General features: G+C 45.5%; 30 protein-coding genes. 17 read left to right on the top strand and 13 right to left on the bottom strand.

All coding sequences use genetic code 11. The features are described 5' to 3' along the window. Positions 1 to 28: 28 nt before the first annotated feature. Both Q0230_RS16095 and Q0230_RS16090 read right to left on the bottom strand, forming a co-directional pair. Positions 29 to 517 (bottom strand): MarR family transcriptional regulator, encoded by a 489-nt coding sequence (locus tag Q0230_RS16095; protein WP_298611411.1) that lies wholly within the window; start codon positions 515 to 517, stop codon positions 29 to 31. Next, positions 495 to 914, bottom strand: coding sequence for a hypothetical protein (locus Q0230_RS16090; RefSeq protein WP_298611408.1), 420 nt, complete (start codon positions 912 to 914; stop codon positions 495 to 497). Before Q0230_RS16090 ends, Q0230_RS16095 begins: the two co-directional genes overlap by 23 nt. A 215-nt stretch (positions 915 to 1,129) precedes the next feature. Here Q0230_RS16090 and Q0230_RS16085 point away from each other — a divergent pair, with 215 nt between their 5' ends. The 4 genes from Q0230_RS16085 to Q0230_RS16070 all read left to right on the top strand — a co-directional run bounded on the left by Q0230_RS16085 (position 1,130) and on the right by Q0230_RS16070 (position 4,130). Further along, entirely contained in the window at positions 1,130 to 1,723 is a 594-nt protein-coding gene (locus tag Q0230_RS16085) for a hypothetical protein (RefSeq protein ID WP_298611406.1), read from the top strand. Positions 1,724 to 1,752: 29 nt separating this feature from the next. Then, positions 1,753 to 2,532 (top strand): hypothetical protein, encoded by a 780-nt coding sequence (locus Q0230_RS16080; RefSeq protein ID WP_298611403.1) that lies wholly within the window; start codon positions 1,753 to 1,755, stop codon positions 2,530 to 2,532. Continuing rightward, positions 2,510 to 3,070 carry a sugar transferase gene (locus Q0230_RS16075; protein WP_298611400.1) on the top strand — a complete coding sequence of 187 codons (561 nt, stop codon included), beginning with the start codon at positions 2,510 to 2,512 and terminating at the stop codon, positions 3,068 to 3,070. Before Q0230_RS16080 ends, Q0230_RS16075 begins: the two co-directional genes overlap by 23 nt. Positions 3,071 to 3,227: 157 nt before the next feature. Further along, positions 3,228 to 4,130: a radical SAM protein gene (locus Q0230_RS16070; protein WP_298611397.1), complete on the top strand. Its 903-nt coding sequence runs from the start codon at positions 3,228 to 3,230 to the stop codon at positions 4,128 to 4,130. Positions 4,131 to 4,146: 16 nt separating this feature from the next. Here the strand turns inward: Q0230_RS16070 and mgrA are convergent, their stop codons facing one another. The 5 genes from mgrA to Q0230_RS16045 form a co-directional block, all read right to left on the bottom strand. Beyond that, entirely contained in the window at positions 4,147 to 5,172 is a 1,026-nt protein-coding gene (mgrA, locus tag Q0230_RS16065; RefSeq protein ID WP_298611394.1) for an L-glyceraldehyde 3-phosphate reductase, read from the bottom strand. Between the two features lie 102 nt (positions 5,173 to 5,274). Then, the gene (locus tag Q0230_RS16060; RefSeq protein WP_298611391.1) at positions 5,275 to 6,000 is read right to left on the bottom strand and encodes a hypothetical protein; all 726 of its coding nucleotides are present in this window, start codon (positions 5,998 to 6,000) and stop codon (positions 5,275 to 5,277) included. A gap of 157 nt (positions 6,001 to 6,157) precedes the next feature. Then, positions 6,158 to 6,613, bottom strand: a complete 456-nt coding sequence (locus Q0230_RS16055) for a tellurite resistance TerB family protein (RefSeq protein WP_298611389.1) — start codon at positions 6,611 to 6,613, stop codon at positions 6,158 to 6,160. Positions 6,614 to 6,704: 91 nt separating this feature from the next. Further along, positions 6,705 to 7,955, bottom strand: a complete 1,251-nt coding sequence (locus tag Q0230_RS16050; protein WP_298611386.1) for an ABC transporter substrate-binding protein — start codon at positions 7,953 to 7,955, stop codon at positions 6,705 to 6,707. Further along, positions 7,948 to 8,928 carry a PQQ-dependent catabolism-associated beta-propeller protein gene (locus tag Q0230_RS16045; RefSeq protein WP_298611383.1) on the bottom strand — a complete coding sequence of 327 codons (981 nt, stop codon included), beginning with the start codon at positions 8,926 to 8,928 and terminating at the stop codon, positions 7,948 to 7,950. Before Q0230_RS16045 ends, Q0230_RS16050 begins: the two co-directional genes overlap by 8 nt. Before the next feature lie 125 nt (positions 8,929 to 9,053). Between Q0230_RS16045 and Q0230_RS16040 the strand changes: the two genes are divergently transcribed. The 6 genes from Q0230_RS16040 to Q0230_RS16015 are packed head-to-tail and all read left to right on the top strand — an operon-like array spanning position 9,054 to position 14,038. Beyond that, entirely contained in the window at positions 9,054 to 9,857 is an 804-nt protein-coding gene (locus Q0230_RS16040) for an ABC transporter permease (RefSeq protein WP_298611380.1), read from the top strand. A 41-nt stretch (positions 9,858 to 9,898) separates the two neighbouring features. After that, positions 9,899 to 10,885: an ABC transporter substrate-binding protein gene (locus Q0230_RS16035; protein ID WP_298611377.1), complete on the top strand. Its 987-nt coding sequence runs from the start codon at positions 9,899 to 9,901 to the stop codon at positions 10,883 to 10,885. A gap of 3 nt (positions 10,886 to 10,888) precedes the next feature. Further along, complete coding sequence (locus tag Q0230_RS16030; RefSeq protein WP_298611374.1) at positions 10,889 to 11,632, top strand: ABC transporter permease; 744 nt, start codon at positions 10,889 to 10,891, stop codon at positions 11,630 to 11,632. Then, the gene (locus Q0230_RS16025) at positions 11,629 to 12,372 is read left to right on the top strand and encodes an ABC transporter ATP-binding protein (protein WP_298611371.1); all 744 of its coding nucleotides are present in this window, start codon (positions 11,629 to 11,631) and stop codon (positions 12,370 to 12,372) included. The genes Q0230_RS16030 and Q0230_RS16025 overlap by 4 nt, the downstream gene beginning before the upstream one ends. A gap of 2 nt (positions 12,373 to 12,374) precedes the next feature. Continuing rightward, entirely contained in the window at positions 12,375 to 13,127 is a 753-nt protein-coding gene (locus Q0230_RS16020) for an ATP-binding cassette domain-containing protein (RefSeq protein ID WP_298611368.1), read from the top strand. Further along, positions 13,124 to 14,038: an alpha/beta fold hydrolase gene (locus Q0230_RS16015; RefSeq protein WP_298611365.1), complete on the top strand. Its 915-nt coding sequence runs from the start codon at positions 13,124 to 13,126 to the stop codon at positions 14,036 to 14,038. The genes Q0230_RS16020 and Q0230_RS16015 overlap by 4 nt, the downstream gene beginning before the upstream one ends. On the opposite strand, the gene Q0230_RS16010 is transcribed toward Q0230_RS16015, so the two are convergent. After that, positions 14,031 to 14,987: an acyl-CoA desaturase gene (locus tag Q0230_RS16010; RefSeq protein WP_298611362.1), complete on the bottom strand. Its 957-nt coding sequence runs from the start codon at positions 14,985 to 14,987 to the stop codon at positions 14,031 to 14,033. The two genes, Q0230_RS16015 and Q0230_RS16010, sit on opposite strands and share 8 nt — an antisense overlap. A gap of 176 nt (positions 14,988 to 15,163) precedes the next feature. Here Q0230_RS16010 and Q0230_RS16005 point away from each other — a divergent pair, with 176 nt between their 5' ends. Then, positions 15,164 to 15,604, top strand: a complete 441-nt coding sequence (locus Q0230_RS16005; protein ID WP_298611359.1) for a protein-tyrosine phosphatase family protein — start codon at positions 15,164 to 15,166, stop codon at positions 15,602 to 15,604. A gap of 9 nt (positions 15,605 to 15,613) precedes the next feature. Next, a complete protein-coding gene (locus Q0230_RS16000; RefSeq protein WP_298611356.1) occupies positions 15,614 to 16,126 on the top strand; it encodes an O-acetyl-ADP-ribose deacetylase in 513 nt (170 codons plus the stop codon). A gap of 27 nt (positions 16,127 to 16,153) precedes the next feature. Here the strand turns inward: Q0230_RS16000 and Q0230_RS15995 are convergent, their stop codons facing one another. Beyond that, complete coding sequence (locus Q0230_RS15995; protein ID WP_298611353.1) at positions 16,154 to 16,945, bottom strand: MBL fold metallo-hydrolase; 792 nt, start codon at positions 16,943 to 16,945, stop codon at positions 16,154 to 16,156. 174 nt (positions 16,946 to 17,119) lie between these two features. On the opposite strand from Q0230_RS15995, the gene Q0230_RS15990 reads away from it, so the two are divergent. The 5 genes from Q0230_RS15990 to Q0230_RS15970 all read left to right on the top strand — a co-directional run bounded on the left by Q0230_RS15990 (position 17,120) and on the right by Q0230_RS15970 (position 20,122). Further along, positions 17,120 to 17,509, top strand: a complete 390-nt coding sequence (locus Q0230_RS15990) for a class I SAM-dependent methyltransferase (RefSeq protein ID WP_298611350.1) — start codon at positions 17,120 to 17,122, stop codon at positions 17,507 to 17,509. Positions 17,510 to 17,548: 39 nt separating this feature from the next. Further along, on the top strand, positions 17,549 to 17,734 hold the full coding sequence (locus Q0230_RS15985; RefSeq protein ID WP_298611347.1) for a hypothetical protein: 186 nt from the start codon (positions 17,549 to 17,551) through the stop codon (positions 17,732 to 17,734). 16 nt (positions 17,735 to 17,750) lie between these two features. Next, the gene (locus Q0230_RS15980) at positions 17,751 to 18,656 is read left to right on the top strand and encodes an endonuclease/exonuclease/phosphatase family protein (RefSeq protein ID WP_298611344.1); all 906 of its coding nucleotides are present in this window, start codon (positions 17,751 to 17,753) and stop codon (positions 18,654 to 18,656) included. 48 nt (positions 18,657 to 18,704) lie between these two features. Beyond that, entirely contained in the window at positions 18,705 to 19,169 is a 465-nt protein-coding gene (locus Q0230_RS15975; protein WP_298611341.1) for a hypothetical protein, read from the top strand. A 137-nt stretch (positions 19,170 to 19,306) separates the two neighbouring features. Beyond that, positions 19,307 to 20,122, top strand: a complete 816-nt coding sequence (locus tag Q0230_RS15970) for a DUF4424 family protein (protein WP_298611338.1) — start codon at positions 19,307 to 19,309, stop codon at positions 20,120 to 20,122. A gap of 133 nt (positions 20,123 to 20,255) precedes the next feature. Here Q0230_RS15970 and Q0230_RS15965 read toward each other — a convergent pair whose 3' ends face one another. The 4 genes from Q0230_RS15965 to Q0230_RS15950 all read right to left on the bottom strand — a co-directional run bounded on the left by Q0230_RS15965 (position 20,256) and on the right by Q0230_RS15950 (position 26,899). Then, on the bottom strand, positions 20,256 to 20,789 hold the full coding sequence (locus tag Q0230_RS15965) for a hypothetical protein (protein WP_298611335.1): 534 nt from the start codon (positions 20,787 to 20,789) through the stop codon (positions 20,256 to 20,258). Between the two features lie 39 nt (positions 20,790 to 20,828). Further along, positions 20,829 to 22,727, bottom strand: coding sequence for an alpha-amylase family glycosyl hydrolase (locus Q0230_RS15960; protein WP_298611332.1), 1,899 nt, complete (start codon positions 22,725 to 22,727; stop codon positions 20,829 to 20,831). Positions 22,728 to 22,946: 219 nt separating this feature from the next. Continuing rightward, positions 22,947 to 25,496: a polynucleotide kinase-phosphatase gene (locus Q0230_RS15955; protein WP_298611329.1), complete on the bottom strand. Its 2,550-nt coding sequence runs from the start codon at positions 25,494 to 25,496 to the stop codon at positions 22,947 to 22,949. Then, on the bottom strand, positions 25,493 to 26,899 hold the full coding sequence (locus Q0230_RS15950) for a 3' terminal RNA ribose 2'-O-methyltransferase Hen1 (protein ID WP_298611326.1): 1,407 nt from the start codon (positions 26,897 to 26,899) through the stop codon (positions 25,493 to 25,495). The genes Q0230_RS15955 and Q0230_RS15950 overlap by 4 nt, the downstream gene beginning before the upstream one ends. Between the last annotated feature and the right edge of the window lie 74 nt (positions 26,900 to 26,973).

The following is a 26,973-nucleotide window of genomic DNA, read 5'->3' as shown; positions in this document are numbered from 1 at the left end:
TCAGAGTCAAGTGTAGTGCTTACAACGACTAATCCCGATCAGATAAGCGATTACTGAGAATAACCGTTGCAGTGAGTGCTTTATAAGTTTGCAATTGTTGTTCTGATAGGCATGAAAAAAATTCTTCATCGGCATTTTCTATTGCCACAATTGCTTGTTGGATAAGAAGCTTGCCTTGATCACTAAACCCCACATTAAAGGCGCGACTATCAAGCGCTGAATCGTTGCGAACTACTAAACCTGATTCCTCAAGACGACGAATCGCCTTAGAGAGCGTCATTTTATCAATTTTAGTATGTGCAACTAATTGAGTTTGCGTAATCCGCTCAGCCTTAGCTTCAAACCAAGCTAAAGAAGCAAGAATCGCATATTGGGTTTGGGTGATACCGAAATCACCCAAAACTTTGGCCAGCTTGCCCTGCCACAACGTGGTTATTTTCCACAAGAGAAAACCTGCACTATCGTCGGCTTGTTCGTATTTGAAAGGCGAGTCCTCAAGCGGCTCTGGCTTTTTCAATTAAACGCTCCGTTTGTTCTGGCATCCCTTTGGCAATATCGTCTACCACTAGTTTTTTCCATAAAAAAGCGAGTGGCCCTTCGAGACGCAAGGTAGTTTTAATTTCCAATTGATTACCACGCTCAATTAGTTCGTGGGAATCATACATTTTAGCCAAAAAGAACCGGGTTAAATCCACAAATACTGCTTTAGGCTTTACCTCAGTTAGCTCAATATTAATATTGGGGCCACCTTTAGGTTTGAAACGAAACACATTGCCTGCTTTAAACTCGCCGTCCAATTTGGCATATTCAATATCATCCTGCCAAGTATGCCATTGATTCACATCTGACCACACTTTCCAAACCTGATCCGTGCTAACCCCATCCACCACTTTACTATAAGTTTTAGTCCACATGTTTTTTGCTCCAACGATTGCTTAAAGCAATATAGTAAACTGGTTTACTATATATACACAAGACCGACTATCTGAACCATAGCTTTTTCATCCTCCTCTGTGTTCTGGAAAGTATCTAGTCCTCCACCAAATCCCCGCCACAATTCCAAATTCCCTGCACACCCCCTGCAAAGCGCAGGCTCAGACTCTAGGCATCGCACGACTGAGTACGCACCATGCACGTCAAACTTATTTTGCCCTCGCTACAAGAAGCTGGCTCACCGGACTGGCGACCGATTAAATACTCTCTTTTTCCGCCTTTGGGTTTAGCCACATTGGCGGCCTATTTAGCCCCAAGTGATCAGATTGAATTAGTCGATCAGCATGTGGAAACCTTGAGCACGGATGACCGCCCTGTCTTGGTGATTATTCAGGTGTATATCACTAGCGCTAAGCGTGCTTATCACATCGCTGATCACTATCGCGCTAAGGGCTGTTATGTGTGTTTGGGTGGCTTGCATGTGAGTTCCTTGCCTGATGAGGCGGCTTTACATGCTGATTCGATTTTTCTCGGGCCGGGTGAAGATACCTTTCCGCAATTTCTGGTGGACTTTCGGAAACGCGAGCCGAAAAAGCGTTATCAATCGACCTTGCGCACCCTTGCCACTTTGCCACCGATTCGGCGCGATTTAATTAAGCGCCACCACTACCTAGTGCCCAATTCCATCGTGGTGAGTCGCGGTTGCCCTTATCACTGCAGCTTTTGTTATAAGGATGCGTTTTTGAGCACGGACGCTCGTTTTATACCCAAAAAGTCGAGGCGGCTTTAGCAGAAATTGAGCGCTTACCCGGTAAACACTTGTATTTTCTGGATGATCATTTATTGGGTGATCCGCGCTTTGCCAGCCAATTATTTAGCGGGATGCGCGGCCTGGGTCGGTTATTTCAAGGCGCGTCTACCGTGAATGCCATTCTTAAAGGCAATCTGATTGAGCAAGCAGCGGAAGCGGGTTTGCGGAGTATTTTCATTGGCTTTGAATCGCTAGCTGCGGACAGTTTGAGCTTTTCTAATAAGTCACAAAACTTGGGGCGTGATTATGCAGCAGCGATTCAGCGCCTCGATAGTCTGGGTATTAAGATTAATGGTAGTTTTGTATTTGGCTTGGATGGCGACACGCCGGACGTATTTGCGCGCACCGTGGATTGGGCGGTTGCGCAAGGTTTGACTACTGCCACATTTCATATCGCCACCCCTTATCCGGGTACGGCATATTACAAGCAAATGCAGGCGCAAGGGCGGCTCACTACCCAGAACTGGGATTTATACGACACGCGCCATGTGGTGTTTGAACCCCGAGGCATGAGCCGCGCACAACTCAAAACGGGTTACGATTGGGCGTATGAGGCATTTTATAGCTGGGCGAATATTGCTAAAGCGAGTCAGAATCACGCTGCTTTCAATCAACGCTTACGCCATTTCGCCTACAGCGCAGGTTGGAAAAAAGCCGAGCCAGTATGGAACTTCATGATTCAACACAATCTGCTAAGCCCGATGCGTCAGGTGCTCGAAACGGTGTTAGACGGGCGTACTCCACAACCTAAACTAAGGAGCCAACATGCTTTGGAAAAAGTGCTTTGATGGCTTAGCCGTCGCGCTCGGATTAATGCTAATTGGTTGGGTGTTAGTGATAATTGCCTTTAGCATTTGGGTCTTAGAGGGTCGCCCAATTCTCTTCCGCCAACCGCGTTTAGGCTTAAATAAACAGCCCTTTTCCATCTACAAATTTCGCACTATGCAAGATGAAGTAGTGACTAAAAGCGGCAAGTTGTTACGCCAAACCGGTTTAGATGAATTGGCACAAATTATCAATATTCTGCAAGGCCATATGAGCGTGGTCGGCCCTCGACCTTTGACTCAGGCGGATGTACAGCGCCTTGGCTGGGATGATGCTTATCATGCAAAGCGCTGGAACATTAAACCGGGGATTACTGGCTTAGCGCAACTGTATGGCGGACGCAGTGCGAAGGTGTCGTGGCATATGGATGAGGTGTATCAGGCGCAAATGTCGTGGTGGCTGGATACACGCGTAGTGCTGTGGTCGTTGGCGGTGAATGTATTGGGGAAACAAAAGGTGCGTGGATGGCTGATGAAGCAGCATAAATCAACCACCAATTAATGATGCTCTAAAGTATATTTACCACTAAATAATTTTTGCTCGGGCAACTCGCATAGTGTTTATACGCTTTGGGTTATGCTAGTCGCAATACCTTTACTTGCCCCCGACCACCATTACCTAGAAGATAGCGTTAGATTTGCTTAGCTAGGTAATCATTATGTACATCGCTCCACCCGTCCACTACATCGAACCTCTATTTCGCCCACCCAGTGAAGCGGATTCCTTAATTCTACAAGTCACCAATGGCTGTAGTTGGAATGAGTGTAGCTTTTGTGAGATGTATACTCAGCCGCAGAAAAAGTTTAAGCCACGCTCTGAAACAGAAGTATTGGCAGAAATCCAGCGTTGTGGTGAAACACTACACAATGTAAGGCGTATTTTCTTAGCCGATGGCGATGCGATGGTCTTATCTTTCCGCCGCCTTGAAGCGATTTTGCAGGCGATTCGTACTTATTTGCCTAGTGTGACCCGCGTTTCCTCTTATTGCTTGCCACAAAATATTGCCAATAAAACGCCGGAGCAATTGCAAGCCTTACGCACATTAGGTTTAAGTTTGGTGTATATCGGTGCGGAAAGTGGTGACAATACCGTTTTACAAAAAGTGCGAAAAAGCGAAACTTTTGCCAGCACCCGCGATGCGATTTTAAAACTCAAAGCGGCTGGCATAAAAACTTCTGTGATGATTATTAATGGCTTAGGTGGCAAACAGTATAGCGAGCAACATGCACTTGCCTCGGCTGAATTAATCGATGCCACTCAACCAGAATACCTTGCAACCTTAGCCTTATTTTTCCGTTATGGCGAGCGACGTTTTACAGAAACTTTTGGTGAGGACTATACCCCTTGCTCGACACTTGATTTATTCACTGAAATGCAGACTTTTATCAAGCATCTAGACTTGCAACAAACCATTTTTAGAAGTGATCATATTTCCAATAATTTGGTGCTGAAAGGTGTTTTAGGTAAAGACAAAGCGAAACTGCTTGCCCAAATCCAGCAAGCTGTCGCGTATGCGCACAGCCAAGGGCCGAATTGGCATTTGCCGGTTTATGGGGGCTAAACCGGCAAATAATTGCTTAATGCGCGCTCGATTTAGCCCAAAGATTAATCCCACCATCCTGAGCAATTTGGTCGATTCGCGCTAATTGCTCAGCACTAAATGCTAAATTATTCAAAGCTGCGACATTCTCTTCAATCTGTTGCACGCTACTCGCGCCAATCAAGACTGAGGTCATACGCGGATCACGTAAGGCCCATGCTAAAGCCATTTGCGCTAAGGATTGTCCGCGTTCAGCAGCGACTTGATTCAGATCACGTACCATTGTTAAGTTCTGCTCACTTAAAAACTCGCCTAAGAATGAACCGCCTTTGCTAGCCCGCGAGCCTTCTGGCACGCCTTTTAGGTATTTATCACTCAGCAAACCCTGTGCTAACGGCGAGAACGCAATACACCCCATCCCTTCTTGTTCCAAAGTATCGAGCAGTGCGTCTTCAATCCAGCGATTTAGTATCGAATAGGAGGGTTGATGAATCAGGCAAGGCGTACCCATTTGCCGCAAGATTGCCACCGCTTCAGCGGTCTTCGCAGGTGAGTAGGAGGAAATCCCCACATATAAAGCCTTACCTTGGCGCACTGCACTGTCCAAAGCCCCCATCGTTTCTTCTAAGGGGGTATCGGGATCAAAACGGTGCGAATAGAAAATATCTACATAATCCAAGCCCATACGCTTGAGACTTTGATCCAGACTCGACAGCAGATATTTACGTGAACCCCATTCCCCATAAGGCCCCGGCCACATGTCATAACCCGCTTTGGTGGAAATAATCAGTTCATCGCGGTAGGAGTGAAAATCTTGTTGTAGCAATTTACCAAAGGCTGACTCAGCTGAACCAGGTGGCGGGCCATAATTATTCGCTAAATCGAAATGGGTAATGCCTAAATCAAAAGAGCGGCGCAACATAGCGCGGCCTAGCTCTAGCGAACTCGTACCACCAAAATTATGCCATAGGCCAATGGAAATCAACGGGAGACGTAAACCACTACGCCCTGAGCGTCGATATGGCATGGAATCATAGCGTTTAGGATCAGCTTGATAGACCATAGAATGCACTCCTCACGGTGAACTAGATTGGGTTTTACCTGATTATGGCGCGATTCCACCCTAGTTGCTATTAAGCTGCGCCTAGGGTGGCTTGAGTAAGATTTACTTCACCGTTATTTTCAGTTTGAAATTGCCTTTCCACTCATCTGCTTTCATGCATTCGTGCACGCTAATAACATAATCGCCCGCTAAAGTCGGCTTAACGGTTTTCTTGTTATTGCAGGATAAATCCATATCGCTGGCATCTTCCCCATTGGGAGCCGTGATACCTAAAGTAACACGCTTATTCCCAGGATTGAGTTGCTCGACTTGCAGGGTTTGCCCTTTGCGCACTTCGAGTAGATAAGTTTGCTGGCCTTTGTAATTGCTCAGCTTCCCCGTCACTACGGCGCTAGTGGCATTAGGCGCGAATTTAACCCGAATACTCCCATCCGCTACCGGCTTAGGGGTTTGATCCCAAGCGCAAATTTTGGTGGTTTTGCTCACCCAACACGCACCCTCTCGTTTTAATTCCCCTAAAGGCGCTTGCGCATGATTACTTTGTGGAGAGGCATTCCAAGAAGCTTCCGCTTTATTCTTTTCAAAGGTATTCAAATAGACAAAATACTGCTTGCCGTACAAACGAAAAGAACCATCTGCATCACCATCATATTTGCAAGTACCTGTCAGATAAGTTTTACCCTTCACTTGCAATAAGCATTTAACTGGACGTGTTTTTACACCGTCGCCGAATGCTTCGGCGCTCACAGCGGAGCTATAAGACAAAGAGAAAATAGAGGAGAAGAAAACAGCAGCTACCGTTGGTGCTACTGAGAATAACGCTTTCATAGAGACGACCCTCGCTAGGTTTGGAAGTCTTAAACTACCTGAGTAGCTAGGGCTTCTCAATAAGAAAGCGAAGGAAAACAGTATTTGTTCTTCAGTAAATGACTAAACCCAGATACGAGCAAGAAGGGACTTAGCCCTTCTCGCTGGCTTAACCACTTTAGAGATTGAAGCCGTCTGATGAAATGCCTAAATCACTGCAAATATCACGTACAATTTGCTTTTCCTTAGCATCGAAACTGCCGTCTGAATTACCAATGGCGATACAAACACGCACCATTAAACGTGCGGCATCGGGCTTAGCACGCAACTTACCAATAACTTTTAAGGCTTCTGCTTTACCAATTTCAAAATCGAAGTCAAAATTGCTATTAACCTTATTGAAATAGTCGATAACTTCTTTAGTATCAAATACTTTTAGTTCATCCGATTGCTGGATGAATTTCATCATTTTTTGCTTTTCTTCTGAATTGATATTGCCATCTGCAACAGAAACTAAAGCACAACCGGCTACGCAAGCTTCCATGAATTCACGATTACGATATTTACTGACTTCCGCCGTCAATTGGCCACGAGCTTCTTGTACTTTTTGTTTAAAACTATCAAATAGCGACATTTGGATTGGTTCCTGATTAACACACTAGCCTATTGATAGCACACATCAGGCACCGCTACGAATAACCACGACTACCTGTAGAGGCTTACATTTAAAACTTACACTGACTGTCCGGCTGATCAAACCCTAAAGTATCAAGATTATTAATCTGATGCAGAAAACCTTGCAGAGGGGCACGATCAATAACCCAGTTATGAGTGGACAGCAAGAGTGGCTGACGTAGTTGATGATCCCAAGGGCGGAAACTGCTCGGGTTACCTTTTGCACCATCTAAATTCGTGGTCGGAGCCAGCAAATAATCACGGATTTTGGTGAAGTCACTACTTTGAGTTTGTTGTACTGCTGCACCCAAGGAGCGCACGGTCATCCATGCCGCCCAATCCACATCACTCATATGGCGATTCGCTTGTTTTTCAAAGCGTTTCTCCACTTGTGGAGCACCATGCCGCTCCCAAGCCCAATTCCACGCTAAGGCATTCAAGCCTTCTGAACCGACCACCGGACGAGGTAATAGGGTTTGATAATTGGCATTACGCGAGAACTCGCCTTCGGTATCCGCAATATATACCACGTCATAATCGCCACCCGTTAACAGCGCAATATTATTCTTCTCACGTTCACGCGGATCACTACCCAATACAAACGGGCGGGTATCACTAATTTTTAAACCATAGCGTTTAGCCGCACGATTAAATGCCTCCACCAATAACTGATCCTCTGGCAAAGGCCCTTGCAAGATCAAAGCATTGCGCCATTTGTGAGCAATTAAATACTGCACCAAACCATCGGCTTGCATGGCTACATTGGGAATGGTATGGAAGATATTCGCTTGGCATTGCGCTTGACGTAGAGCATCGTCTTTGGCAGAAATATTGAAGAATAGTAGGTCTTTGCCTTTGAAAGCTTGCGCCACTTCCACCAGTGTTTTTGCGGGCAAATCAACTACGAAAAACTTAATACCTTTGGCTTGTGAATCATCCACCTGCTTAATTAAATCAGCACTATCTTTGCCACTAATTTGCTCTAAAGCGAAACTCACACCTGCTGCTTCACCATGAAATTTTATTTCCTTCAAGGCCACTTCAGCAGCGGGATAAGGTCGTCCAAAGGGTGCGCCCAAAAATTGCTTAGGCATGAGCTTATCGTCATAACGTGCATCATCCGCCAAGTGCAAATAGCCAATCGTTAGCACCGCTTTAGCAACTTGCACGGGCGCGGCTTCAGTCCCTGCGGGTAAGTTTTGCGGCGCTACAATACCCAATGGAGCGGGTGTATCCTCAGCAGACACTGCACTTAAACCACTACTAGCTAAGATGACACTTAATACAATTTTCTTAATCATCTACCGTCACCATATAAGGCACACGCCCAACAGGGACTGATTTAAGCACCTTACGCGCAGGCACATCAATAATTGACACATCATCACTCAGGCCATTGGCGACAAATAATAAAGATTCATCTTTATTCAATGCGGCATTCCATGCACGATTACCGACCAAAATATAAGTCTCAACCTTGCGCCCTGCTACATCCACCACCGCCACTCGATTTGCGCGCCCAATCGTCACAAACGCCGTTTTGCCATCCTTGGTCATTACTAAGCCGACGGGGGTAATGTCTTCTTTACGAAAACCTTCCGGTGTAAAACTAATCTTTTCTTTAACCTTATTGGTGGCCACATCAATAATGCTGACTGAGGCATCCAACTCACTAGTCACCCATAACTCCTTGCCATCTGGTGTTAACGCTAAACGGCGTGGGCGTGTTCCCACCACAATATTAGCCGTCGGCTCATTCGCAGTCGGATCAATCACATGCACCATATTCGCCACTTCAGAAGTGACATAAACTGTCTTACCATCAGGATTGGCTAACACACCCTCTGGCTCTTGCCCCACCTCAATGGTTTTGGTCATTTTTTTAGTGGCTAGATCAATAATTCCTAAGCCCCCCTCATCTTCGAGTGAAATATACAAACTTTTATTATCGGGACTGAGATCAAAGGCTTCAGGATCGTCAATATCTTTAATTTGATCGACGACCTCAAGCTTTGCTATATCAATAATATCAATGCTTTCGCCATCTCCACAGGCAGCGTACAGCATGGTTTTATCAGGGTTGAATTGCAGATGACGCGGACGTTTAGCGGTTTTTATATCTTTGACTTTAGTGAAGTTTTTTCCATCTAGCACTGTGACAATATTATCGTTTTCACTACTCACAAAAACATAACCCGTCCCTTTAGCCTGTGCCAGAGGTGAATAAGCGATCGGTAAACTTGCCAAAATAGCTAATTTTATTAGATTTTTCATGAATGCTCCTCTTTCAGCCATGAAGGTTTGCTCCAATCTAGAGTAGCATGGGTTGGAAAAAAGTTGGTGGCAAGCCAAGCAAAATTACGCTATTTAATATCCTACCCAACCCAAGGAGAGGTGGTATGGCAACTCGGCACTGGCCGGCCTTAGTGGCTATCTGTCAGCGAGAAACGATCAAATTTTGGCATCAGCGCGGACGCTTATTATCGGCCTTAGTGCGTCCTGCCTTGTGGCTGGTGGTCTTTGCGGCTGGCTTCCAGAATATTTTTGGTGTTTCCATTATTCCGCCTTATGAAACTTATATTGAATACCAAGTTTATGTGGTACCTGGTTTATTGGGGATGGTACTGTTATTCAATGGTATGCAATCGTCGTTGGCGATGGTGTATGACCGCGAAATGGGTTTAATGCGGCTGTTATTAACCGCACCGCAGCCTCGTTGGTTTTTACTATTCAGTAAATTAGTCGCGGGCACTTTATTGTCAGTGCTACAGGCTTATGCTTTCTTAGCGCTGTGTTGGCTGTTTCGTGTAGATATTCCGTGGTTCGGTTGGATCACGGCTTTTCCTGCCTTGGTGTTGGCTGGGCTAATGTTGGGTGCTTTGGGCTTATTGCTATCGGTTTATATTCGCCAATTGGAAAATTTCGCAGGCACTATGAACTTCGTGATTTTCCCGATGTTTTTCTTATCTACCGCCTTGTATCCACTCTGGAAGCTGCAAGAGTCGGGTGCAACTTGGGTTTATTATCTAGCACGTTTCAACCCCTTTACCCATGCGGTTGAAATGATCCGGTTTGCCCTTTACGGTCAATTGAACCTCCTCTCCTCTTTGATCGTATTGGGCTCTTTATTCTTGTTTTTCATGCTAGCGGTATGGGGTTATGATCCACAACGTGGCTTCATTCAACGCGCACGCCAAGCATAAGCCATCACACACCCCAACTGCAGAATTTAGGAGGAATAACAATGAACTACTTACGCCTACTTGTCCTTAGCTTCACCCTCACACTACTCCCTAATCTTGCTCATGCTTTAGAAAAAGTACGGGTAGGTGTGCTCGAATTCGGCACAGTCAATTGGGAGCTGGATGTGATGAAAGAGCACAAGCTAGCCGAAGCCAATGGTTTTGAGTTGGAAGTAGTTCCAGTTGCCTCTGCCGATGCAGCCACAGTTGCTTTACAAGGTGGAGCGGTTGATACGGTTGTAACCGACTGGCTTTGGGTAGCGCAACAGCGCGTAGCAGGCCAAGACTATGTGTTATTTCCCTATTCCAATGCAGTGGGCAGTTTGCTCGCCAGCCCCAAAGCTAATATCAAAACCTTAGCGGATTTAAAAGGTAAGAAGCTGGGTGTGGCCGGTGGCGCTACCGATAAAAGCTGGTTGTTATTACGTGCTTATGCTCAGCAACAAGATAAATTGGATCTCGCGAAAGAGGCCACTATTCAATATGGCGCTCCACCTTTATTGAATGAAGTCATGCAAACAGGTGAGCTGGATGCGGTACTAAATTTCTGGAATTTTGCGGCGCGCTTACAAGATGAGGGCTTACAAACAGTCATTACCGTACCACAAGTGTTGGAAGGCTTAGGCATTCAAAAAGACCTACCGATGATTGGCTGGGTGTTTAGTGAAAAATGGGCAAAAGAGCATACCGCTGCTGCTAATGGCTTTTTAACTGCCTCTTATGCCGCCAAGAAAATTATGAAAGACAGCGATGAAGAATGGGCGCGAATTCGCCCGAAAATGAAGGCGGATAAAGAGAGCGTATTCACTGCTTTACGCGATGCTTTCCGTGCCGGTATTCCAGCCTGTTTTGGTGAAAAACAGCAAGCTGCAGCCACCCAAACCTTCAAACTCTTAGCCGAGTTAGGCGGCAAAGATTTAGTCGGTGAAGTGAAAGAGTTACCGCAAGGTGTGTTCTACTCAGGCTTTAGTTTGCCAGCTTGCCCTTAATTGATGAAGGTCTTGCTCCAACCACGAATACTGGTGTTAATCCTGTTTGTAATCGCGTGGCAAATGCTTGCGTGGTGGCTGCATAATCGCTTTCTGCCGCCACCCACAGCGGTCTTAGCCACACTCTGGGAACAAATTCTCTCGGGCGATTTATTCCGGCATTTAAGCGCTACTTTGGGTCGGGTGATCGCAAGTTTCAGTCTTGCCATGCTCATCGGTGTGGCTTTGGGTATCCTGCTTGGCAGTCGCCCACGCTGGAACGAATGGCTTGATAGCTTGCTCGTTCTCGCCTTAAACATCCCCGCTCTAGTCACGATTATTCTCTGTTATATCTGGCTGGGTTTGGGGGAAACGGCTGCGATTGTCGCCGTGGCTCTTAATAAAATTCCTACTGTGATTGTCACGATTCGCGAAGGGGCGCGCGCAGTTGATAAAGACTTATTACAAGTCGCTGATGTCTATCAACTGGCTAAGCTGCAGCGTTTCTGGCAAGTGTATCTACCGCAACTTTACCCTTATTTATTTGCCTCCGCCCGCAATGGTTTAGCGCTGATTTGGAAAATTGTCCTAGTCGTGGAGCTACTCGGGCGCAGTAATGGCGTGGGTTTCCAATTAGGTAACTATTTTCATTACTTTGATATTAAAGGTATTTTAGCTTATACCTTTGCTTTTGCCACTCTGATTCTAATTCTGGAAGCCTTACTCTTACGCCCGCTCGAACAGCGTTTAAATCGGTGGCGTGAATGAGTGTAGTGAAGCTGGAATTGCGCGACAAAACCTTTGCCAATGGCGTGCAAGCGGTGCGTGATGTGCAATTTGCCGTTCCAGCAGGAGAGTTTGTTGCTTTAGTCGGGCCTTCGGGAACAGGCAAAACCACGCTGTTAAATATGATTGCTGGATTGGAGCAGGATTTCGCTGGCAGTATTCAAGCACCGCGCCATGCTTTGAGCTATATGTTTCAAGAACCGCGTTTAATGCCGTGGCTGAGTGTGGAAAATAATATTCGTTTAGTGTTGGATGCTCCCCCCTTGCAAGCCGATAGTGAGCGCTTTGCCCGTATGGACAAACTCTTACAACTCTTAGGTTTGGATGCATTTCGCCAAGCTTTCCCCAAACAATTATCGGGTGGTTTGAAGCGCCGTGTAGCCTTGGTACGGGCTTTTGTCACTCAACCACAATTGTTATTAATGGATGAACCCTTCCAGTCTTTAGATGAGCCGACCGCTCAAGATCTACGCCAATTATTAATGCAATTATGGCAAAACACGCGCCCGACCGTATTATTTGTCACGCATAGTTTAAATGAGGCGCTGCAATTGGCGGATCGGATTTTGTTCTTTTCAGCTCGCCCTGCACAGGTGATTTTGGATTATAAAGTCCCATTAACACGCCCACGCTCAGTGATCACAAGCAACCTACAAACCTTGCAGAATCAACTACTTCAAGAATATCCTCAGCTCCTCTCTGGCTCTTTGGCAAAGGAATAAGCATGGCCACACTTACTGTACAATCGGTTAGCAAGTCTTATGGTTCGGTGCAAGCTTTGCAGCAAGTGAGCTTCAGTTTGGAGAGTGGATTTTATGCACTACTAGGGCCAAATGGTGCAGGCAAAAGTACCCTATTCCAATTACTGACTGGCTTATTCGCACCCGATCAAGGGGCAATCAGCCTAAATGGCGCAGATATTAAACAAAATCTGCCGGCCGCTTTAGCGCAAATGGGCGTGGTATTTCAGCAGTCAGCTTTAGATTTAGATTTGAGTGTGCAAACCAACCTCGATTTTCACGGCAAATTACACGGCATGAATAAAGCCGAGATTAAAACTCGCAGTGCCGCGGTATTAGCGCAATTGGAATTAAGCGAAGTTGCCAGCAAGCCCTGTCGCACATTGAGTGGTGGTAATCGACGCAAAGTTGAGTTGGCGCGTGCCTTAATGACTGAGCCGAAACTCCTATTAATGGATGAAGCCACCGTCGGCCTTGATCCGGCCTCACGCGCCACACTGTTGGCTTATGTGCATCAACTCTGTGATCAGCACAATTTGTGCGTGTTATGGGCAACTCACTTAATCGACGAAGCCGAAAGCGCGAAACAAGTTTTAGTGCTACACAAAGGCCAATTACTGGCACAAGACACACCCGCCCATTTAATTAGCCAAACTAACACCACCAGTCTATTGGATGCCTTCTTCAAACTCTCCGGTGAAACACGTGGAATGGAAGCTAAAGTTGCCCGTTTATGAGTACGCTCAGTGTCGATCACGGCCACATAGTTTATTTTGCTGAATTCGGCAATCCTCAAGGTATCCCCTTGCTGTTCATGCATGGCGGCCCCGGTTCGGGTTGCAATCCTGCTCAAGCGAATCTGCTTTATCCTGAAGGCTTTCGGATTATTCAACTCGACCAACGGGGCTGCGGCAAATCAATACCCTTAGCTTGTCTTGAAGCGAATACCACTGCTGATTTAGTTGAGGATATGGAGCGACTACGTAGCCATTTGAATATTGAACGCTGGGTGATTTATGGCGGCTCGTGGGGCACAGTATTAGCATTAGAATACGCTAAACGTTTTCCTGAACGGACTTTAGGCGTGTTATTACGCGGTGTATTTCTAGCACGGCGCGAAGATTGGAGCTGGTTTGCACTACCCGATGGAGTCAGTAAACAGTTCCCTGCGGCTTATCAAGCGCTCTTAGCCTCCTTGCAAATTTATTACCATACCGACCCTGCCAGGGTCTTATTAGAACGCCTACAAACAGAGCCAGAACACGCTTATCAAGCTGCTTTAGCTTGGGATGCTTGGGAAGCAGCCATTATGCAAAGCGGTACACCCAGCTTTAATCCTGATCCACATACTTGGTTTACCCGTATTGCTCGGATGCGCGTTTATGCACACTATGCAGCCAACCACTTTTTCCTGCCGCCGCATGGGGTATTGGATGGTTTGGATAAGCTGGGTGATATTCCAGTATGGGCAGTACATGGCAAACAGGATCAGGTTTGTCGCATTTCAGGAGCGGAGTTATTGCGGCAATCTATTAAAAACTATCACTTATTGATGGTTGATGCGGGACATGGGATGTATGAAAGCGCGTTACAGCAAGCCCTGTCTAGGCTTGCTGTCAGAATATACGAAATACTTAGGGTTAGATAAGACTCAAAAATGGGCAGGGCTTAAGGTCTTTCATATACCGTGTAGAATGCTCAATAGGAACTAACTCTGGACGATAAGGTAAATCCCTAGGCAACTTTAATCCCCACGCTAAACCTAAATTATTCATAGCATTTAATACCCACCAACCAGGGTCTGATTGCCCTGAATAAATACCCAGCATGGCCGAACCGGGAAAAGCATGATGATTATTGTGCCAAGCTTCGCCCATACTTATAAAACCAAAAAAACGCACATTGTGCCCTTGTACAGCAGCGCCCTTGACATGCCAGTCGCGCTGACCTTGATTATGCGCAAAATACCCAATCAACCAATGTCCAGTCACAGAAATCGTAATTCTAGCGCTAATGCCCCACACCACCCAGGCTAAACCACCGCAATAGAATAATAACAGCGCCCAAGGTAATTGTTGCCACATCCAAGTACGCTCCATCCATTGATAGAGGGGATCATTCACCAATTTATCTTCTAACTTTAAGAGTGGAGGATTTTTTAATCTTAATTCGCAATTTAATTGCCACCAACCATCTTTTAGCATGGAGTTGCCATGGCGCAAATAAGGATGACAATTTGACTTTCTTTGTGCCCAATCGCGTAGGTCATGCTGATGAATCATGCCAAATGGCCCAGCCATCCCAACGAGCACCCCTAAATGTACAAAGCAATATTCAGTCCAGCGATGGCATTGATAACTGCCATGAATCAAGCGGCGATGCATACCTAATGAATGCCCAAGACACAAGCTAATCCCTGTAAAACCGATAAATATTGCCAAGGCCGACCAACTAAAGCTTAAGCATCCGCCTATTAAGGCAATGGCTAGATGGGTAAGATACCAAAGAGATTTGATCGGCGACCATCTCACCTCACCTAATTCAGCGCTGGTATGTTCATCTTCTAAGATTCTTGGAGTACCACGGCTCGGCTTCATAGTGCTTACCTATTTAAAACGCTATAACTGGATTTCAGTATGGTATTTTTCTATGAACATTTTGACTATTCTTTGGTTAATCACCCCCACAAATCCGACTAACTCGTAAAATGCTTAAGATGAAACTGATGACCTATCCTCTTCCAATGAACTCTCTTAAGGGCAAGCTGTCACTTATGGCTCGGCCTTTAGGTGGCGACTACCTAGAAGAATTCATCCAAGACCTGCAGCCATTACAAGTTACTACCCTAGTCAGTCTCTTAGAACCGAGTGAACAATATGAATTGGGCTTAACTCAGCAAGCGCATTATTGCGAAAAATATGGCATCCACTATATCAACTTCCCTATCCCTGATCGCGGCTTGCCCTCAACTCCCAAAGCGGTTGATTTAGCTAAACAGCTATTGCAAAAATTAACGCAAGGCGAGCATGTCGTCGTCCATTGTCGCGCGGGTATTGGCAGGACAGGTATTATTGCAGGTGCTGTATTAGTGGCTAGTGGTATTGCCCCATCAACCGCGCTGCAAATGATCAGCAAAACACGGACAGTACGAGTTCCTGATACGGAAGAACAAGAGACTTGGCTGCTAAAATTACCCAACTTTTTAAAACAGTAAGGTGCTTTCTTGACTCAAGAAATTCAAGCTATTCAAGGTGATATTACCAAACTGCAAGTCGATGCAATTGTGAATGCTGCTAACTCCTCACTACTAGGCGGTGGTGGTGTAGATGGAGCCATTCATCGTGCGGCAGGACTCAAGCTAGTTGCTGAATGTGCTTTATTAGGCGGCTGTAAAACCGGTAATGCCAAAATCACCAAGGGCTATAAACTACCTGCGCGCTTTGTGATTCATACTGTCGGCCCCGTGTGGCGCGGTGGTAACAGCGGTGAACCAGCTTTGCTAGCTTCCTGCTACCGACGCTCCTTAGAGTTGGCACAAGATAATGGCTTAAGCAGTATTGCCTTCCCCTGTATTAGTACCGGTATTTTTGGCTATCCGTTTGAACAGGCTGCCACCATCGCACTGGCTGCAGTCAAAGCCACCTTGTCCAATACCCCAAGCATTAAGAAAGTAATTTTTTGCTGCTTCTCGGATGAAGACTTACAAGTTTATAAACAGTTGTTAGCAACTGCCTAAGCAATGCTCCATCAGAGCATTTAACACTTAGCCCTGATCGCCTAAGTGATAATTTCGTCTAAGATCAGCCGGTAATTCGACTACTTCACACGGCCCTCGATATTGCTCGGGTACATTATCAGGGCATTGACCACACAGCTGATTACCAGGTACAGCGAAATCAATCTTGCGCGGATAGGGCAGATTCAAGCCTTGCATAATTGCTACAAACTCAGCTTCTGTTTTGCCATTACCTAGACGCGGATTGCGCTTTTTCTCCTGAGCTATCGTCGTAATGTAGCGACCTTCATAATCATGTGCGGGATAGACTAAAGTTTCATCAGGCAGGCTAAAGAACTTCTCGGTCACACTCCGATATAACGCTTGGGCATCACCAGATTGAAAATCTGTGCGACCACAAGCCTCAATCAATAAAGCATCGCCAGAAAATAAAACTGACTGCATACCATTATCTAATAAATAGGCATGATGAGTGCTTGTATGTCCAGGTGTAAATAAAGGATGTAGAGTTAATTGCCCAACATGGAAAGGAATACCTTCCTGTACTCCAACATCTGCACAAGCTAATTTATCTAAAGCAGGTACTGCAATTTTACAACCTGTGAATGCACGCAGCTTCTTCCCCCCACTTAAGTGATCAGCATGGATATGCGTTTCTAGGGTGTAACTGAGCTTTAAACCTAACTCTTGTAGCACTCTTAAATCGCGCTCTACCGTATCTATCACTGGATCAATGAGTACACATTGTCCTGTAGCTTCGCAGGCTAATAGATAAGTGTAAGTGCTAGAGTCTTTTTCAAATAACTGCCGAAAAATCACATTCAACTCCTGAAAGTTAAGTAAAAACTTAATTAGCTTGAAGCTTGAGCATAGTCCAATAAACCAGCCTTAAGCACATTGAGGCTTATCAAAGTAGATTAGCGCTTGCTTGCAAATACTGGAGTAACTCACCACAATCAACTGACTTTAAATAAAAAAATGAGCGACCACAGCATGAGCGCACATCAACACTGGGAAACGGTCTACCACACCAAAGATTCTGCACAAGTTAGTTGGTATACACCCCATCTTGAAACTTCGTTACAACTGATCAAGCGCCTTGCACCTAGCCCACAAGCTAGTATTTTAGATGTAGGCTCAGGGGCATCTACTTTACCCGATGATTTATTAGTTGCTGGCTATCAAAACTTAAGTGTGTTGGATATTTCTGAACAGGCTTTAGAACTTGCACAAACCCGTTTAGGCGACCAAGCCGTACAAGTTAACTGGCTAGTGGGTGATGTTTTAGAGCTGGAATTTGCACCTCACTCATTCGATATTTGGCATGATCGTGCCGTGTTTCACTTCTTAACTGAAAAAGCACAACGCGAGCGTTATGTATAGCAAGTATTTAAATCCGTCAAACCGAATGGGCATGTGATTATGGCAACCTTTGGCACCGAAGGCCCTAAGCAATGCAGTGGTTTGGAGGTGATGCGCTATGATAGTCACAGTTTGCATCACGAATTTGGTACGACCCTTCGCTTACTTGACATCTTAACCGTCAATCATCAAACACCCAGTGGTCTGAACCAGCAATTTCTATATTGCTACTGTCGGGTCGAATAATCTTGAGCGCTGAAGAATGATAAGAATTTTTGGTATTTTAGTAGTATGCGGCAGTTTGTTAGGTTTATTTAGCCCACTAATCACGCCTCTGTTTCTGCCTCATCAACTTACCTTGGCTTGGCTATTTGATCTAGCCAGCCATTGGCAATGGTTATATATGCTTTTGCTAGTATTAGGTCTTTTATTGCTAGCCCCTAAAAACAAAGCTTGGTTAGTCAGCGGCTTAGCACTAGCGTTGCCATTTTTTACAGCCTCGCCGGTACTTAAAACTGCGACTAGCTCAAACCATTCATTAAAAGTTCTCAGTAGTAATGTGCATTTCAGTAACCCTGATTTAACCCAGCTCAAAGCACTCGCCACTCAGCAAAATCCTGATGTAATTGTGATTTGTGAATATACCCCGCAGCACACGGCTTTTGTAAAAGCATGGAAAGACTACCCTTATCAACTCCTGAATCCGGCGGATCATCCATTTGGAATGGCAATTCTTTCCCGCACACCATTCAGCCAACCTGAAACTTTACAAGATTCCCTAGGTATTCAATATCTAAGTGTCCAGCTTGAGTATCAACAGCAAGCGATTAAACTCATTGGTTTTCATCCCCAACCACCAATGACTAAGGAACAACATCCTGTTCGGGATCAAATCTTGCGTCAATTCACTAGTTCTCATCACCAACCTACTCTGATTGTGGGAGATTTTAATGCTACCCCTTGGTCGACTGCTTTTACGGGTCTAGCAGAACGTGGCTTTTATCGCACACTTAACTTACTCCCCACTTGGCCGACCAAATTCCAAGGCTTTATGGGAATTCCTATTGATCAACTTGTGGCTAGCTCACAGTGGAAAGTGGTTAGCGCTAAAGTTTATCCCTCTATAGGTTCTGATCATTATCCAATTATCGTGGAATTAAGTTTGTAAACACGCGCCTTAGCTAAAATCTCGTCATACATTAAGAAGGAAGACTTTATGCAACTAGTTTATTCATTTTGTGCTCTCGGTTTATTACTTAGCCCTATCAGCCAAGCCGATTGTAGTAGTGCCAGTAAACAAGCTGCACTTAATTTTATGAATAGCTATACCCAATACTTTAAAGAAGATCAGCCAGACCCTGATAAATGGGTAGCTACTAGTGAAGCACTTACGCCTGGGTTTAAAGCAGCCTATAAACAACTCATCGAGCACGCTAAAAAAGCAGATCCTGAACTTGGTTTAGGTTTTGACCCAATTATTGATGGGCAAGATTCGCCTGATAAATTTACTGAAGTCACAAGCTGTAAAGAAAAATCTGGGATTATGCTGGTAAAAGGTAGCTGGGAAGGTGCGAATGAAGGGATGGAAGTAGCCATAAAACCTATTAAGATCAAAACTCAATGGCTAATTGATGGTGCTGGCATCGTCAACATTCCGGAAAAAGAACAAGCTGCACGCTAATCAATAAACTAGCTTAGTGCATAATGGCACTATGCAGATCTATAGAGTGCTAAATTAATTTAAAACTGCACTTAGTCCATCTAGGCTGGTCTACTAATGGTATCTTAGTAAAGGAACCACAGGGCGAGGAATTTCTCATGCGTACAAGTTACTTAGCTAGTTTACTAGCCATCACCAGCTTATCCACTGTTCAAGCAAATGACTCCATCGCAGCCTTTGGTGTAGGTGGTTTAGTCTTTACCAAATCCGATCATATTGTCATGCAAGAAGAGGATTTGTGGATTAGCAAAGATAAAATTCGAGTCGCCTACAAGTTTTATAATACCAGTGATACGCCCATCACCACCCGTGTCGCTTTTCCCCTACCCGAAGCAATCTTGGAAGCAGATGGTTCATCTTTGCCTTATTACACTGAAGACACTTTACCCAAAGATAAAAACATCCTGAAATTTTCGGTGACAGTGGATGGTAAAAAACAGGCTTTTGAAAGCGAAGACAAAAAGCGTTTTGATAAAGATGTACAGGCTTATGCTCATAAAATAACCCATCATTGGCTGCAGACCTTTCCGTCCAAAAAAGCCATTTCGGTGATACACGAATACACGCCGGGTGTAGGTGGTGCTGTGGGTTATGGCATGCAAGGCGAAGAAACGGGCATGTATTGTATCGACAAAAGCACACAAGATTGGATCAATAAACAATTGAAGGCTAAATACGATATTCCCACCTCCACGATTGAATATATTTTAACAACAGGGGCTAATTGGAAAGGGCCGATTGGTAAATTTACCTTAACGCTTAAGAAATCAGACCCCAATGAAACCCTGAGTTTTTGCGGTACAGGGGTGAAGAAAATCGATGCTACAACCTTTGTGATGGAAAAGACTAACTTTACCCCAACCAAAGATCTGAATATTATCTATTTCGGCAAACCTTATAAACTAAATGAGTAAATAGTTGGTTTAAAGATAATTTAATAAAGCGTGTGGCATTTTCCACACTCGACCCCTTTGAGTTTATAGATAAAATTCCGGATTAATATGAATTTTTATCATTATGACTTTAGAGGTTTGAGTGTAACCAAAATTAGTCCTGAGCTAGCTTAAAAAGTTTTTGACTATCGCTCACTATGCGGCTTGCCTCTTTATTAAAACGCGTATCACTTGCTTTGATTGATTGACTACCTTCCAACCAACGAATCATTTTATGTTGCTTAAAATAATAACGGTTTTCAGTGGTAGTGGTTTTCTTAGGGTCATACGGCTCAATGCCTAGCTCTTTAGCTTTTTTATCATCAATATACATAGGCGTATTGTAGTTTTTGGTTATTTCCAGTGCAAAAATAACTTGCTGGTTTTGATAATAGTATTCACTCATGGTTTTACCCATTTCACCAAAAGCAGTGACTTTAATTAAATTTACTTTCCCTTGACGATCTTGATATTTAACTGCTTCTACCCCTTCAGTACTTTGCCAACCTGACTCAAATTCAGAGCGTTTCAAACTATTTAACGAGCTATGAATTTGATTATAAGTCTGGCGGATTTTCTCAATTGCAGGATCATCTGCCCAACTGGGGAAACTTAGGCAGAGTAAAACAGCCAAAATAAGATAACGCATCAATTTATTTCTCGCTCTAATAGTGAATTGAAACTTAGTTTAGGTACTAATGGGAATACTCAACCATAGAAACTGATAAGGTGCTAATTTTACACCATTCACCACCGTTACTGAGTTTTGACTAACTAAATCTCTCACAGTTTCCGGCAGCGCAGATAAAGTTAAAGCACTGACTCCTTGGGCGTGCTCACTAAAATTTGCTAACACTAACACGCGCTCCTTAGCTCCACGCCAATAACCCAATACATGCGGATTGCGCGCATTGAAGGACATTAATTGTGTGCCGCCTAAAGCTGGGGTATTTTTGCGAATCTGGATTAAATTCAACAATCGATTAAAGATTTTTCCAGCATCACTGGCAAGATCATGACGCTGTTCATAGCGCACTGCATCGGCTTGAGGGCGGTGCACCCAGCGCGAGTCCTCAGCTTTATGTGGATCATTGGCAAACTCGTAATCATTCAGCGTGCCGACCTCATCGCCAAGATAAATCAGCGGTAAACCACCCGAACTCAAGGCCACGCTGTGCAGTAACATAATCCGCTCAATCGCCAAGGGGTCGTGCTGTTCTAGCCCTACCAAAGCCGCACACATGCCACTAATGCGACAATCGCCAGTCACCGGATTATCTTGAAATGGCACTCCGCGCGCAAAACTACCCGCAAAGCGATTCACATAAAACTGATTCAAAAACTGGCGATGGAAAAAGCCATTAATGCCGAATTCGGCGGCATCCTCATCGGCAAAGGTCCAACCTATATCATCATGGCAACGCACATAATTCACCCATGTGGTATGCGCAGGCAGATTGTGGCGGCGCTCTAAGGCTTGTTGCAAGAGATTCACTTCGCGGGTAGCCAAAGAATTCCACAACAGCGCCATTTGTAGCGGGTTATAAGAGAGTTGGCATTCATTCGGTGCAATGTATTGCACCACTTTATCAGGGTGCACGATGGCTTCGGATTTGAATAACAGGCTCGGTGCAGCAATACGCGCCACCGCATTAAAGGCGCGAATTAAAGCATGGGCTTGCGGGAGGTTTTCGCAGTCAGTGCCAAGTTGCTTCCAAATGAAAGCCACCGCATCCATACGCAGAATATCCACGCCGAGATTCGCAATAAATAGCATTTCCTCAGCCATCGCGGTAAAGGTAGCCGGATTGCTGTAATTCAAATCCCACTGAAAACTATTAAAAGTCGTCCATACCCAACGTCCATCTTCCAACTGCGAAAATGCGCCTGGATGCTGATCAGGGAAAATTTCACGTACCGTCAGATCATAAGCATCGGGCATACGGCGGTCGGGGAAGAAATAATAAAAATCCTGATAGTGCGGATTGCCCTTCACTGCCTCCTGCGCCCAGCTGTGTTCGTTGGAGGTATGATTAAAAATAAAATCGACCACTAAGGTTATACCCGCTGCCTTGAGCGCTTGTGCCACCGCGCGCAAATCCTCAATCGTGCCCAAACTTGGATTCACCTCGCGATAACTACTTACCGCATAACCACCGTCACTTTGTCCTTCTGGGCATTTAAACAGCGGCATGAGGTGCAAATAGGTCAAGCCCAACTCTTGGAAATACGGGATTTTTTGAATAATGCCTTGCAGATTACCCGCAAATAAATCCACATAACACACGCCCCCGACCATCTTTTCAGAGCTAAACCAATCGGGATTATGCTCATGCTCAGCATCTTGCACTTTTAAAGCATTGGGGCGCTCTTGCCATGCTTGATAAGCTGCTTTTAAAAGCATCGCGAGGAAATTCAGAAAGTCAGCACGTTCGCCATACACTGTACTTAACTCATTAGTGAGCGCAGGCAAGTATTGTGTTAAACGTTGCTCAAAGGCTTGCCAATCGGAACTAGTGACATCCGGTACAAGCTGCTCGCGCGCGAAACGGACTAACAAGTGGGTTTGTTGTTGTTCATTGAGCATAATGCCTCTCCCTGTGGTTGGATGAGCATTAAAGCATGGGGAGCGGGTGCGGGCAATTCGCAATAAACAATACTAGCCAGCCTAGCATAATTTATCGTAATGCTTAGTCGCACGGCTTAATCTCTCCTACGTGCTGCTAAGGTATTAATGTACTTGCATGGGGATCCTAGCAACCTTTCGACAATTAAAACAAACCGGGTTCTGCATAGTTTTTATCAACTACAACCTCGGGTCCACCGCTTCCGATTCCAGCGCTAAAATCCCAAACACACACTCATGCACACGCCGCAATGGTTCTTGCTCCACAAAGCGGTGCAAAGCTTCATAACCCAAGGCAAACTCACGCATGGCTAGGGATTGCTTCCGACTCAAACCACGTTTTTTCAAGCGCTGTAAATTGTCAGGTAGGTCATATTCAGCCCCATAAATAATCCGTAAGTAATCCTTACCACGGCATTTCAGAGCGGGTTGAATCGGTACTTGTTTCACATAAGCGATGAAATCGGTAGGCTTCACCACCATGCCTTCACCACCATTTTGAGTAAGCTGTTCCCACCAAACGCAAGCAGCGGCAATTTGGCTCTCATCGCTTAAATTAACTGTTAAAGAGTTAGTGGCATGGAATAATTTGTCTTGCTCGGCTAAACGTGACAGCTGAGTCATATGCCAAACATGAGTTTTATCCATATGCACTGCACCTTCGCTAGCTAGTAAATGAAAAGGGGCAATCCGTAAATCCTCAATGCCTTGCACTTCCCAGCAATAGTGCGCCCATGCCTTGCCATATTTCTGTACTGCAGTGCCACGTTCCGCAACACGATTTTGCAATGCACTCAAGTCCACGCCACGCTGCGCTGCCTGCTGCAAAGCCTGACTGACCGAAGCCATACTTAACCGCGCCGCTGCTCCCACAGGTGCATATTGCTCACGAATCAATGCCATCGCTTTGGCTGACCACGGCATAATTTCCGTATCCAAGCACACCCAATCGCTCTGCAAATCCTCCCACAAGCCAGACTGTTGCATGGCCTGATTTAAGCGTTCGAGAATGCTTTGCGTGAGGCTGGCATCATTAAAGAAATGTCGTCCAGTTCGGGTATAAATCACCCCAATTTCGCCGCTAGTCACTCCGAAACGCTGCTTTGCTAACGCTGCATTGCGGCATAAAACGATCACCGCACGTGATCCCATATGCTTTTCTTCGCAGACTACTTCCGTAACACCGCGTTCTGCATAGTAGTTAAAGGCCTCGGTTGGATACTCCAAATAATCCGGCCTTGTGCTAGTGGAGGTGGGCGCCATAGTCGGTGGCAAATAAATTAGCCACCGTGGATTCACTGCAAAGCGACTCATCACTTCCAAAGCTGCCGCCGCATTTTCCGCATAAATCGTGACTTGTTTATTCAAGCGTGTTTCCAACAAACGCTTACCGCTCACATCCGCAAAATGCAGAATATCATCATCTTCCTGCTGTGCACTCAGGCTTAGATTAGGCATATGCAAAGGTCGTACTGGTTCACAATAAACCTGTTGTGCAGGCACTGATTGCAATTGCATTTCCGGATAACGCAAGGCTGTCAATTTGCCGCCAAACACACAGCCAGTATCCAAACAAATCGTATTATTTAACCACTCAGCATTTGGCATGGGTGTATGCCCGTAGACCACTTTGGCCTTGCCACGATAATCCATCGCCCACGGATAACGCACTGGCAAGCCAAATTCATCGGTTTCTCCCGTGGTTTCACCATACATACAAAATTGCTTAATCACGCCCGAAGCACGCATTTGCATATTCTCTTTCACACCCGCATGTGCCACCGCTAAACGCCCACCATCCAAGACATAGTGGCTGATTAAACTATCAATGAATGTGGCTACTTCAGTACGAAATTCCGGTGTTTCTTGGTTTAATTGCTCAGCACTTTGCGCTAGGCCATGACTCAGTTTCACCTCTTTACCACGTAGCCATTTCAGCAGTTTGGCTTCATGATTGCCGAGCACACATAGCGCCTCACCTACTTTCACCATACGCATGGCTAAGCGCAAGACTTGCGGCGTTTTCGGGCCACGATCCACCAAATCGCCCACCAATACTAATTTGCGCCCTGCCGGTGGAAGCGCATACACACCTTGCTCATCGTCACCGATTTGATAGCCCAAACCTTGCAATAAACTTAGTAGCTCATCGAAGCAGCCATGAATATCACCGACCAAATCAAATGGCCCCGTTTCATGGCGTAAATCCGTCCATAAGCGCTGACGTGTAATAGTCAGGTCATTGATTTCAGCGACGGATCTTAGCTCAATAACCTGCCGGAAACCCTCCCGCTCCAAGCCAAACAAACCTTGTTTCATAGTACGAGTTTGATTCTGTACCACATGCGCCCCGAACTGCCGATCCGGCCGCGAACGATTGCGCTCAATGCACACTGTTTGCCCCGGATTAATAACAATCGCCACGGCTAAGGCATAATATTTCTTCGCCAAAGCAATTAAGGATTTACGATCTTCCGCACGCACATTGGTGGCATCAACCACCGTCAAGCGCCGCCCCTCCAAACGCTTTTCCACCAAATAATGCAAAACTTCAAATGCTGGTTTGCTAGCAGCCTGATCGTTCTCATCATCCGCCACCAAACCACGACATACATCGGAAGAGACAATTTCAGTGGCTTTAAAATGTTGGTGGGCAAAGGTGGATTTGCCCGAGCCAGACGCACCAATCAAGACCACAAGGGCAAATTCAGGGATATTTATGGTTCTCATTTTGTAAACACTCCCAGTTGGGTGACTTGCCCTAATTCGGGGTCAGTTTCACCAATCCCACTAATAGCTACTTGATAGCCATAAGTGCTTGCCACGCGCTCGCACCACGCTTGAAACTCTGCCCGCGTCCATTCAAAACGGTGATCGGCATGGCGTAATTTGCCATTGACCAGATTCGGGAAACGTGTATTAAACTCGCGATTTGGCGTGGTCAGCACCACTAATTTAGGTCGTGCAAACTCAAACACCACGCGTTCCAAGGCTGCCAAGCGATCCAATTCCAAATGCTCAATCACCTCCACCAAAGCAATCGCATCAAAACCTGCAAAACGCTGATCACGATAAGTCAAAGCACCCTGCCATAGCTCAATCCGCTCACGCTGCTTTTCACTTAGGGTGTCGAGATGCACACGCCTGGCTGCAATCTCCAAAGCACGCATACTCACATCCACACCCACCACCCGCTTAAACTGCCCCTCTTTGAGCAAGCGCTTTAACAAACGTCCTTCACCACAACCCAAATCCAATATCCGTTGTACACCACGTTCACATAACACTTGCGTCACCGTTTCCAAGCGCAATTCATTCAAATTCAGGGGCTTTTCTAAGGCCAGTTCGGCAAGATTTTGGTTTAAATCTCGATCTGCATCAGCTTGGTTTTCCAAAGGTGTTTCATCGGATAAGCGTGCCAAAGCTTCCCGCACCAAAGCCTTACGATGTTTGAGATAACGTTCAGTGATCAGCACTTTTTCAGGATGAGTTTGCAGCCATTGTTCACCTTTGCGTAGTAGCTTTTCTAGCTCTTCTTTGCCGATAAAATAGTGCTTGCGGTTATCCAGCACCGGAATTAGCACAAAAATATGTTCCAGCACCTCACGCAAGCGTTTGGTCGCTTTTAGACTTAAGGTGATATAGGGACTCTCACCCCAACTTGGTTGATTGGGCAACAAAGCATGCCGTTCCATCTGCACTTCATAGCCCAAAGGTGCAAATAAACGCTCCGGTAAATCTTCGGCACCGCGTACTGGTAAAGGAGTTAATACCACCTCAAAAGGAATCGCTGTATCCGCCAAAGCCTGTCGATCTTTAGAGCGCCCTGTAAACGCAGTCCCCAAAGCGCGCCCAAGTGCCACGGTCAAAAACGACGACACTGCATAAGGCCGATCATTCACATACTCATCTAATAAACCACTATCACCTTTCTGTCCTGAACCGCGCACTAATTGCACCGGATCTAACTCCAAAGTCAGGGCAAAAGTGCAGCGCTCTTGAGAAGCCTCAGGATAAAACATTAAAGCGCGCCCTTGCGGAATCTCAATTTCATGCAACCGCTCGGGATGCTTGTGCAGCAAAAAACCTAAATCGGTGGCGGGCTGGTGCGTAGTGGAAAGGGTTAAAAGCATGGGCTGATCCTAAATTTTATCATTTTCCTGTTAATTGCTATCACTGCAGGAATTATGCCTATTAGGCTTTAATC

It is taken from the genome of uncultured Thiothrix sp. (genome assembly GCF_937876535.1).
Classification (GTDB): Bacteria; Pseudomonadota; Gammaproteobacteria; order Thiotrichales; family Thiotrichaceae; genus Thiolinea.
Note: the sequence above shows the minus strand (reverse complement) of the source record. Positions and strands in the feature narration are given on the sequence as shown.

What these genes read in the sequence shown, in the direction of transcription:
- Q0230_RS16045 (WP_298611383.1), bottom strand. Translation starts at nt 8,928, where the DNA reads ATGAAAAATCTAATAAAATTAGCTATTTTGGCAAGTTTACCGATCGCT.
- Q0230_RS16050 (WP_298611386.1), bottom strand. Translation starts at nt 7,955, where the DNA reads ATGATTAAGAAAATTGTATTAAGTGTCATCTTAGCTAGTAGTGGTTTA.
- Q0230_RS15970 (WP_298611338.1), top strand. Translation starts at nt 19,307, where the DNA reads ATGCGTACAAGTTACTTAGCTAGTTTACTAGCCATCACCAGCTTATCC.
- Q0230_RS16035 (WP_298611377.1), top strand. Translation starts at nt 9,899, where the DNA reads ATGAACTACTTACGCCTACTTGTCCTTAGCTTCACCCTCACACTACTC.
- Q0230_RS16060 (WP_298611391.1), bottom strand. Translation starts at nt 6,000, where the DNA reads ATGAAAGCGTTATTCTCAGTAGCACCAACGGTAGCTGCTGTTTTCTTC.
- Q0230_RS16085 (WP_298611406.1), top strand. Translation starts at nt 1,130, where the DNA reads ATGCACGTCAAACTTATTTTGCCCTCGCTACAAGAAGCTGGCTCACCG.
- Q0230_RS15955 (WP_298611329.1), bottom strand. Translation starts at nt 25,496, where the DNA reads ATGAGAACCATAAATATCCCTGAATTTGCCCTTGTGGTCTTGATTGGT.
- Q0230_RS16040 (WP_298611380.1), top strand. Translation starts at nt 9,054, where the DNA reads ATGGCAACTCGGCACTGGCCGGCCTTAGTGGCTATCTGTCAGCGAGAA.
- Q0230_RS16005 (WP_298611359.1), top strand. Translation starts at nt 15,164, where the DNA reads ATGGCTCGGCCTTTAGGTGGCGACTACCTAGAAGAATTCATCCAAGAC.
- Q0230_RS16030 (WP_298611374.1), top strand. Translation starts at nt 10,889, where the DNA reads ATGAAGGTCTTGCTCCAACCACGAATACTGGTGTTAATCCTGTTTGTA.
- Q0230_RS16055 (WP_298611389.1), bottom strand. Translation starts at nt 6,613, where the DNA reads ATGTCGCTATTTGATAGTTTTAAACAAAAAGTACAAGAAGCTCGTGGC.
- mgrA (WP_298611394.1), bottom strand. Translation starts at nt 5,172, where the DNA reads ATGGTCTATCAAGCTGATCCTAAACGCTATGATTCCATGCCATATCGA.
- Q0230_RS16020 (WP_298611368.1), top strand. Translation starts at nt 12,375, where the DNA reads ATGGCCACACTTACTGTACAATCGGTTAGCAAGTCTTATGGTTCGGTG.
- Q0230_RS15960 (WP_298611332.1), bottom strand. Translation starts at nt 22,727, where the DNA reads ATGCTCAATGAACAACAACAAACCCACTTGTTAGTCCGTTTCGCGCGC.
- Q0230_RS16075 (WP_298611400.1), top strand. Translation starts at nt 2,510, where the DNA reads ATGCTTTGGAAAAAGTGCTTTGATGGCTTAGCCGTCGCGCTCGGATTA.
- Q0230_RS15985 (WP_298611347.1), top strand. Translation starts at nt 17,549, where the DNA reads ATGGCAACCTTTGGCACCGAAGGCCCTAAGCAATGCAGTGGTTTGGAG.
- Q0230_RS16090 (WP_298611408.1), bottom strand. Translation starts at nt 914, where the DNA reads ATGTGGACTAAAACTTATAGTAAAGTGGTGGATGGGGTTAGCACGGAT.
- Q0230_RS15965 (WP_298611335.1), bottom strand. Translation starts at nt 20,789, where the DNA reads ATGCGTTATCTTATTTTGGCTGTTTTACTCTGCCTAAGTTTCCCCAGT.
- Q0230_RS15975 (WP_298611341.1), top strand. Translation starts at nt 18,705, where the DNA reads ATGCAACTAGTTTATTCATTTTGTGCTCTCGGTTTATTACTTAGCCCT.
- Q0230_RS16025 (WP_298611371.1), top strand. Translation starts at nt 11,629, where the DNA reads ATGAGTGTAGTGAAGCTGGAATTGCGCGACAAAACCTTTGCCAATGGC.
- Q0230_RS15990 (WP_298611350.1), top strand. Translation starts at nt 17,120, where the DNA reads ATGAGCGCACATCAACACTGGGAAACGGTCTACCACACCAAAGATTCT.
- Q0230_RS15950 (WP_298611326.1), bottom strand. Translation starts at nt 26,899, where the DNA reads ATGCTTTTAACCCTTTCCACTACGCACCAGCCCGCCACCGATTTAGGT.
- Q0230_RS16010 (WP_298611362.1), bottom strand. Translation starts at nt 14,987, where the DNA reads ATGAAGCCGAGCCGTGGTACTCCAAGAATCTTAGAAGATGAACATACC.
- Q0230_RS16070 (WP_298611397.1), top strand. Translation starts at nt 3,228, where the DNA reads ATGTACATCGCTCCACCCGTCCACTACATCGAACCTCTATTTCGCCCA.
- Q0230_RS15980 (WP_298611344.1), top strand. Translation starts at nt 17,751, where the DNA reads ATGATAAGAATTTTTGGTATTTTAGTAGTATGCGGCAGTTTGTTAGGT.
- Q0230_RS16015 (WP_298611365.1), top strand. Translation starts at nt 13,124, where the DNA reads ATGAGTACGCTCAGTGTCGATCACGGCCACATAGTTTATTTTGCTGAA.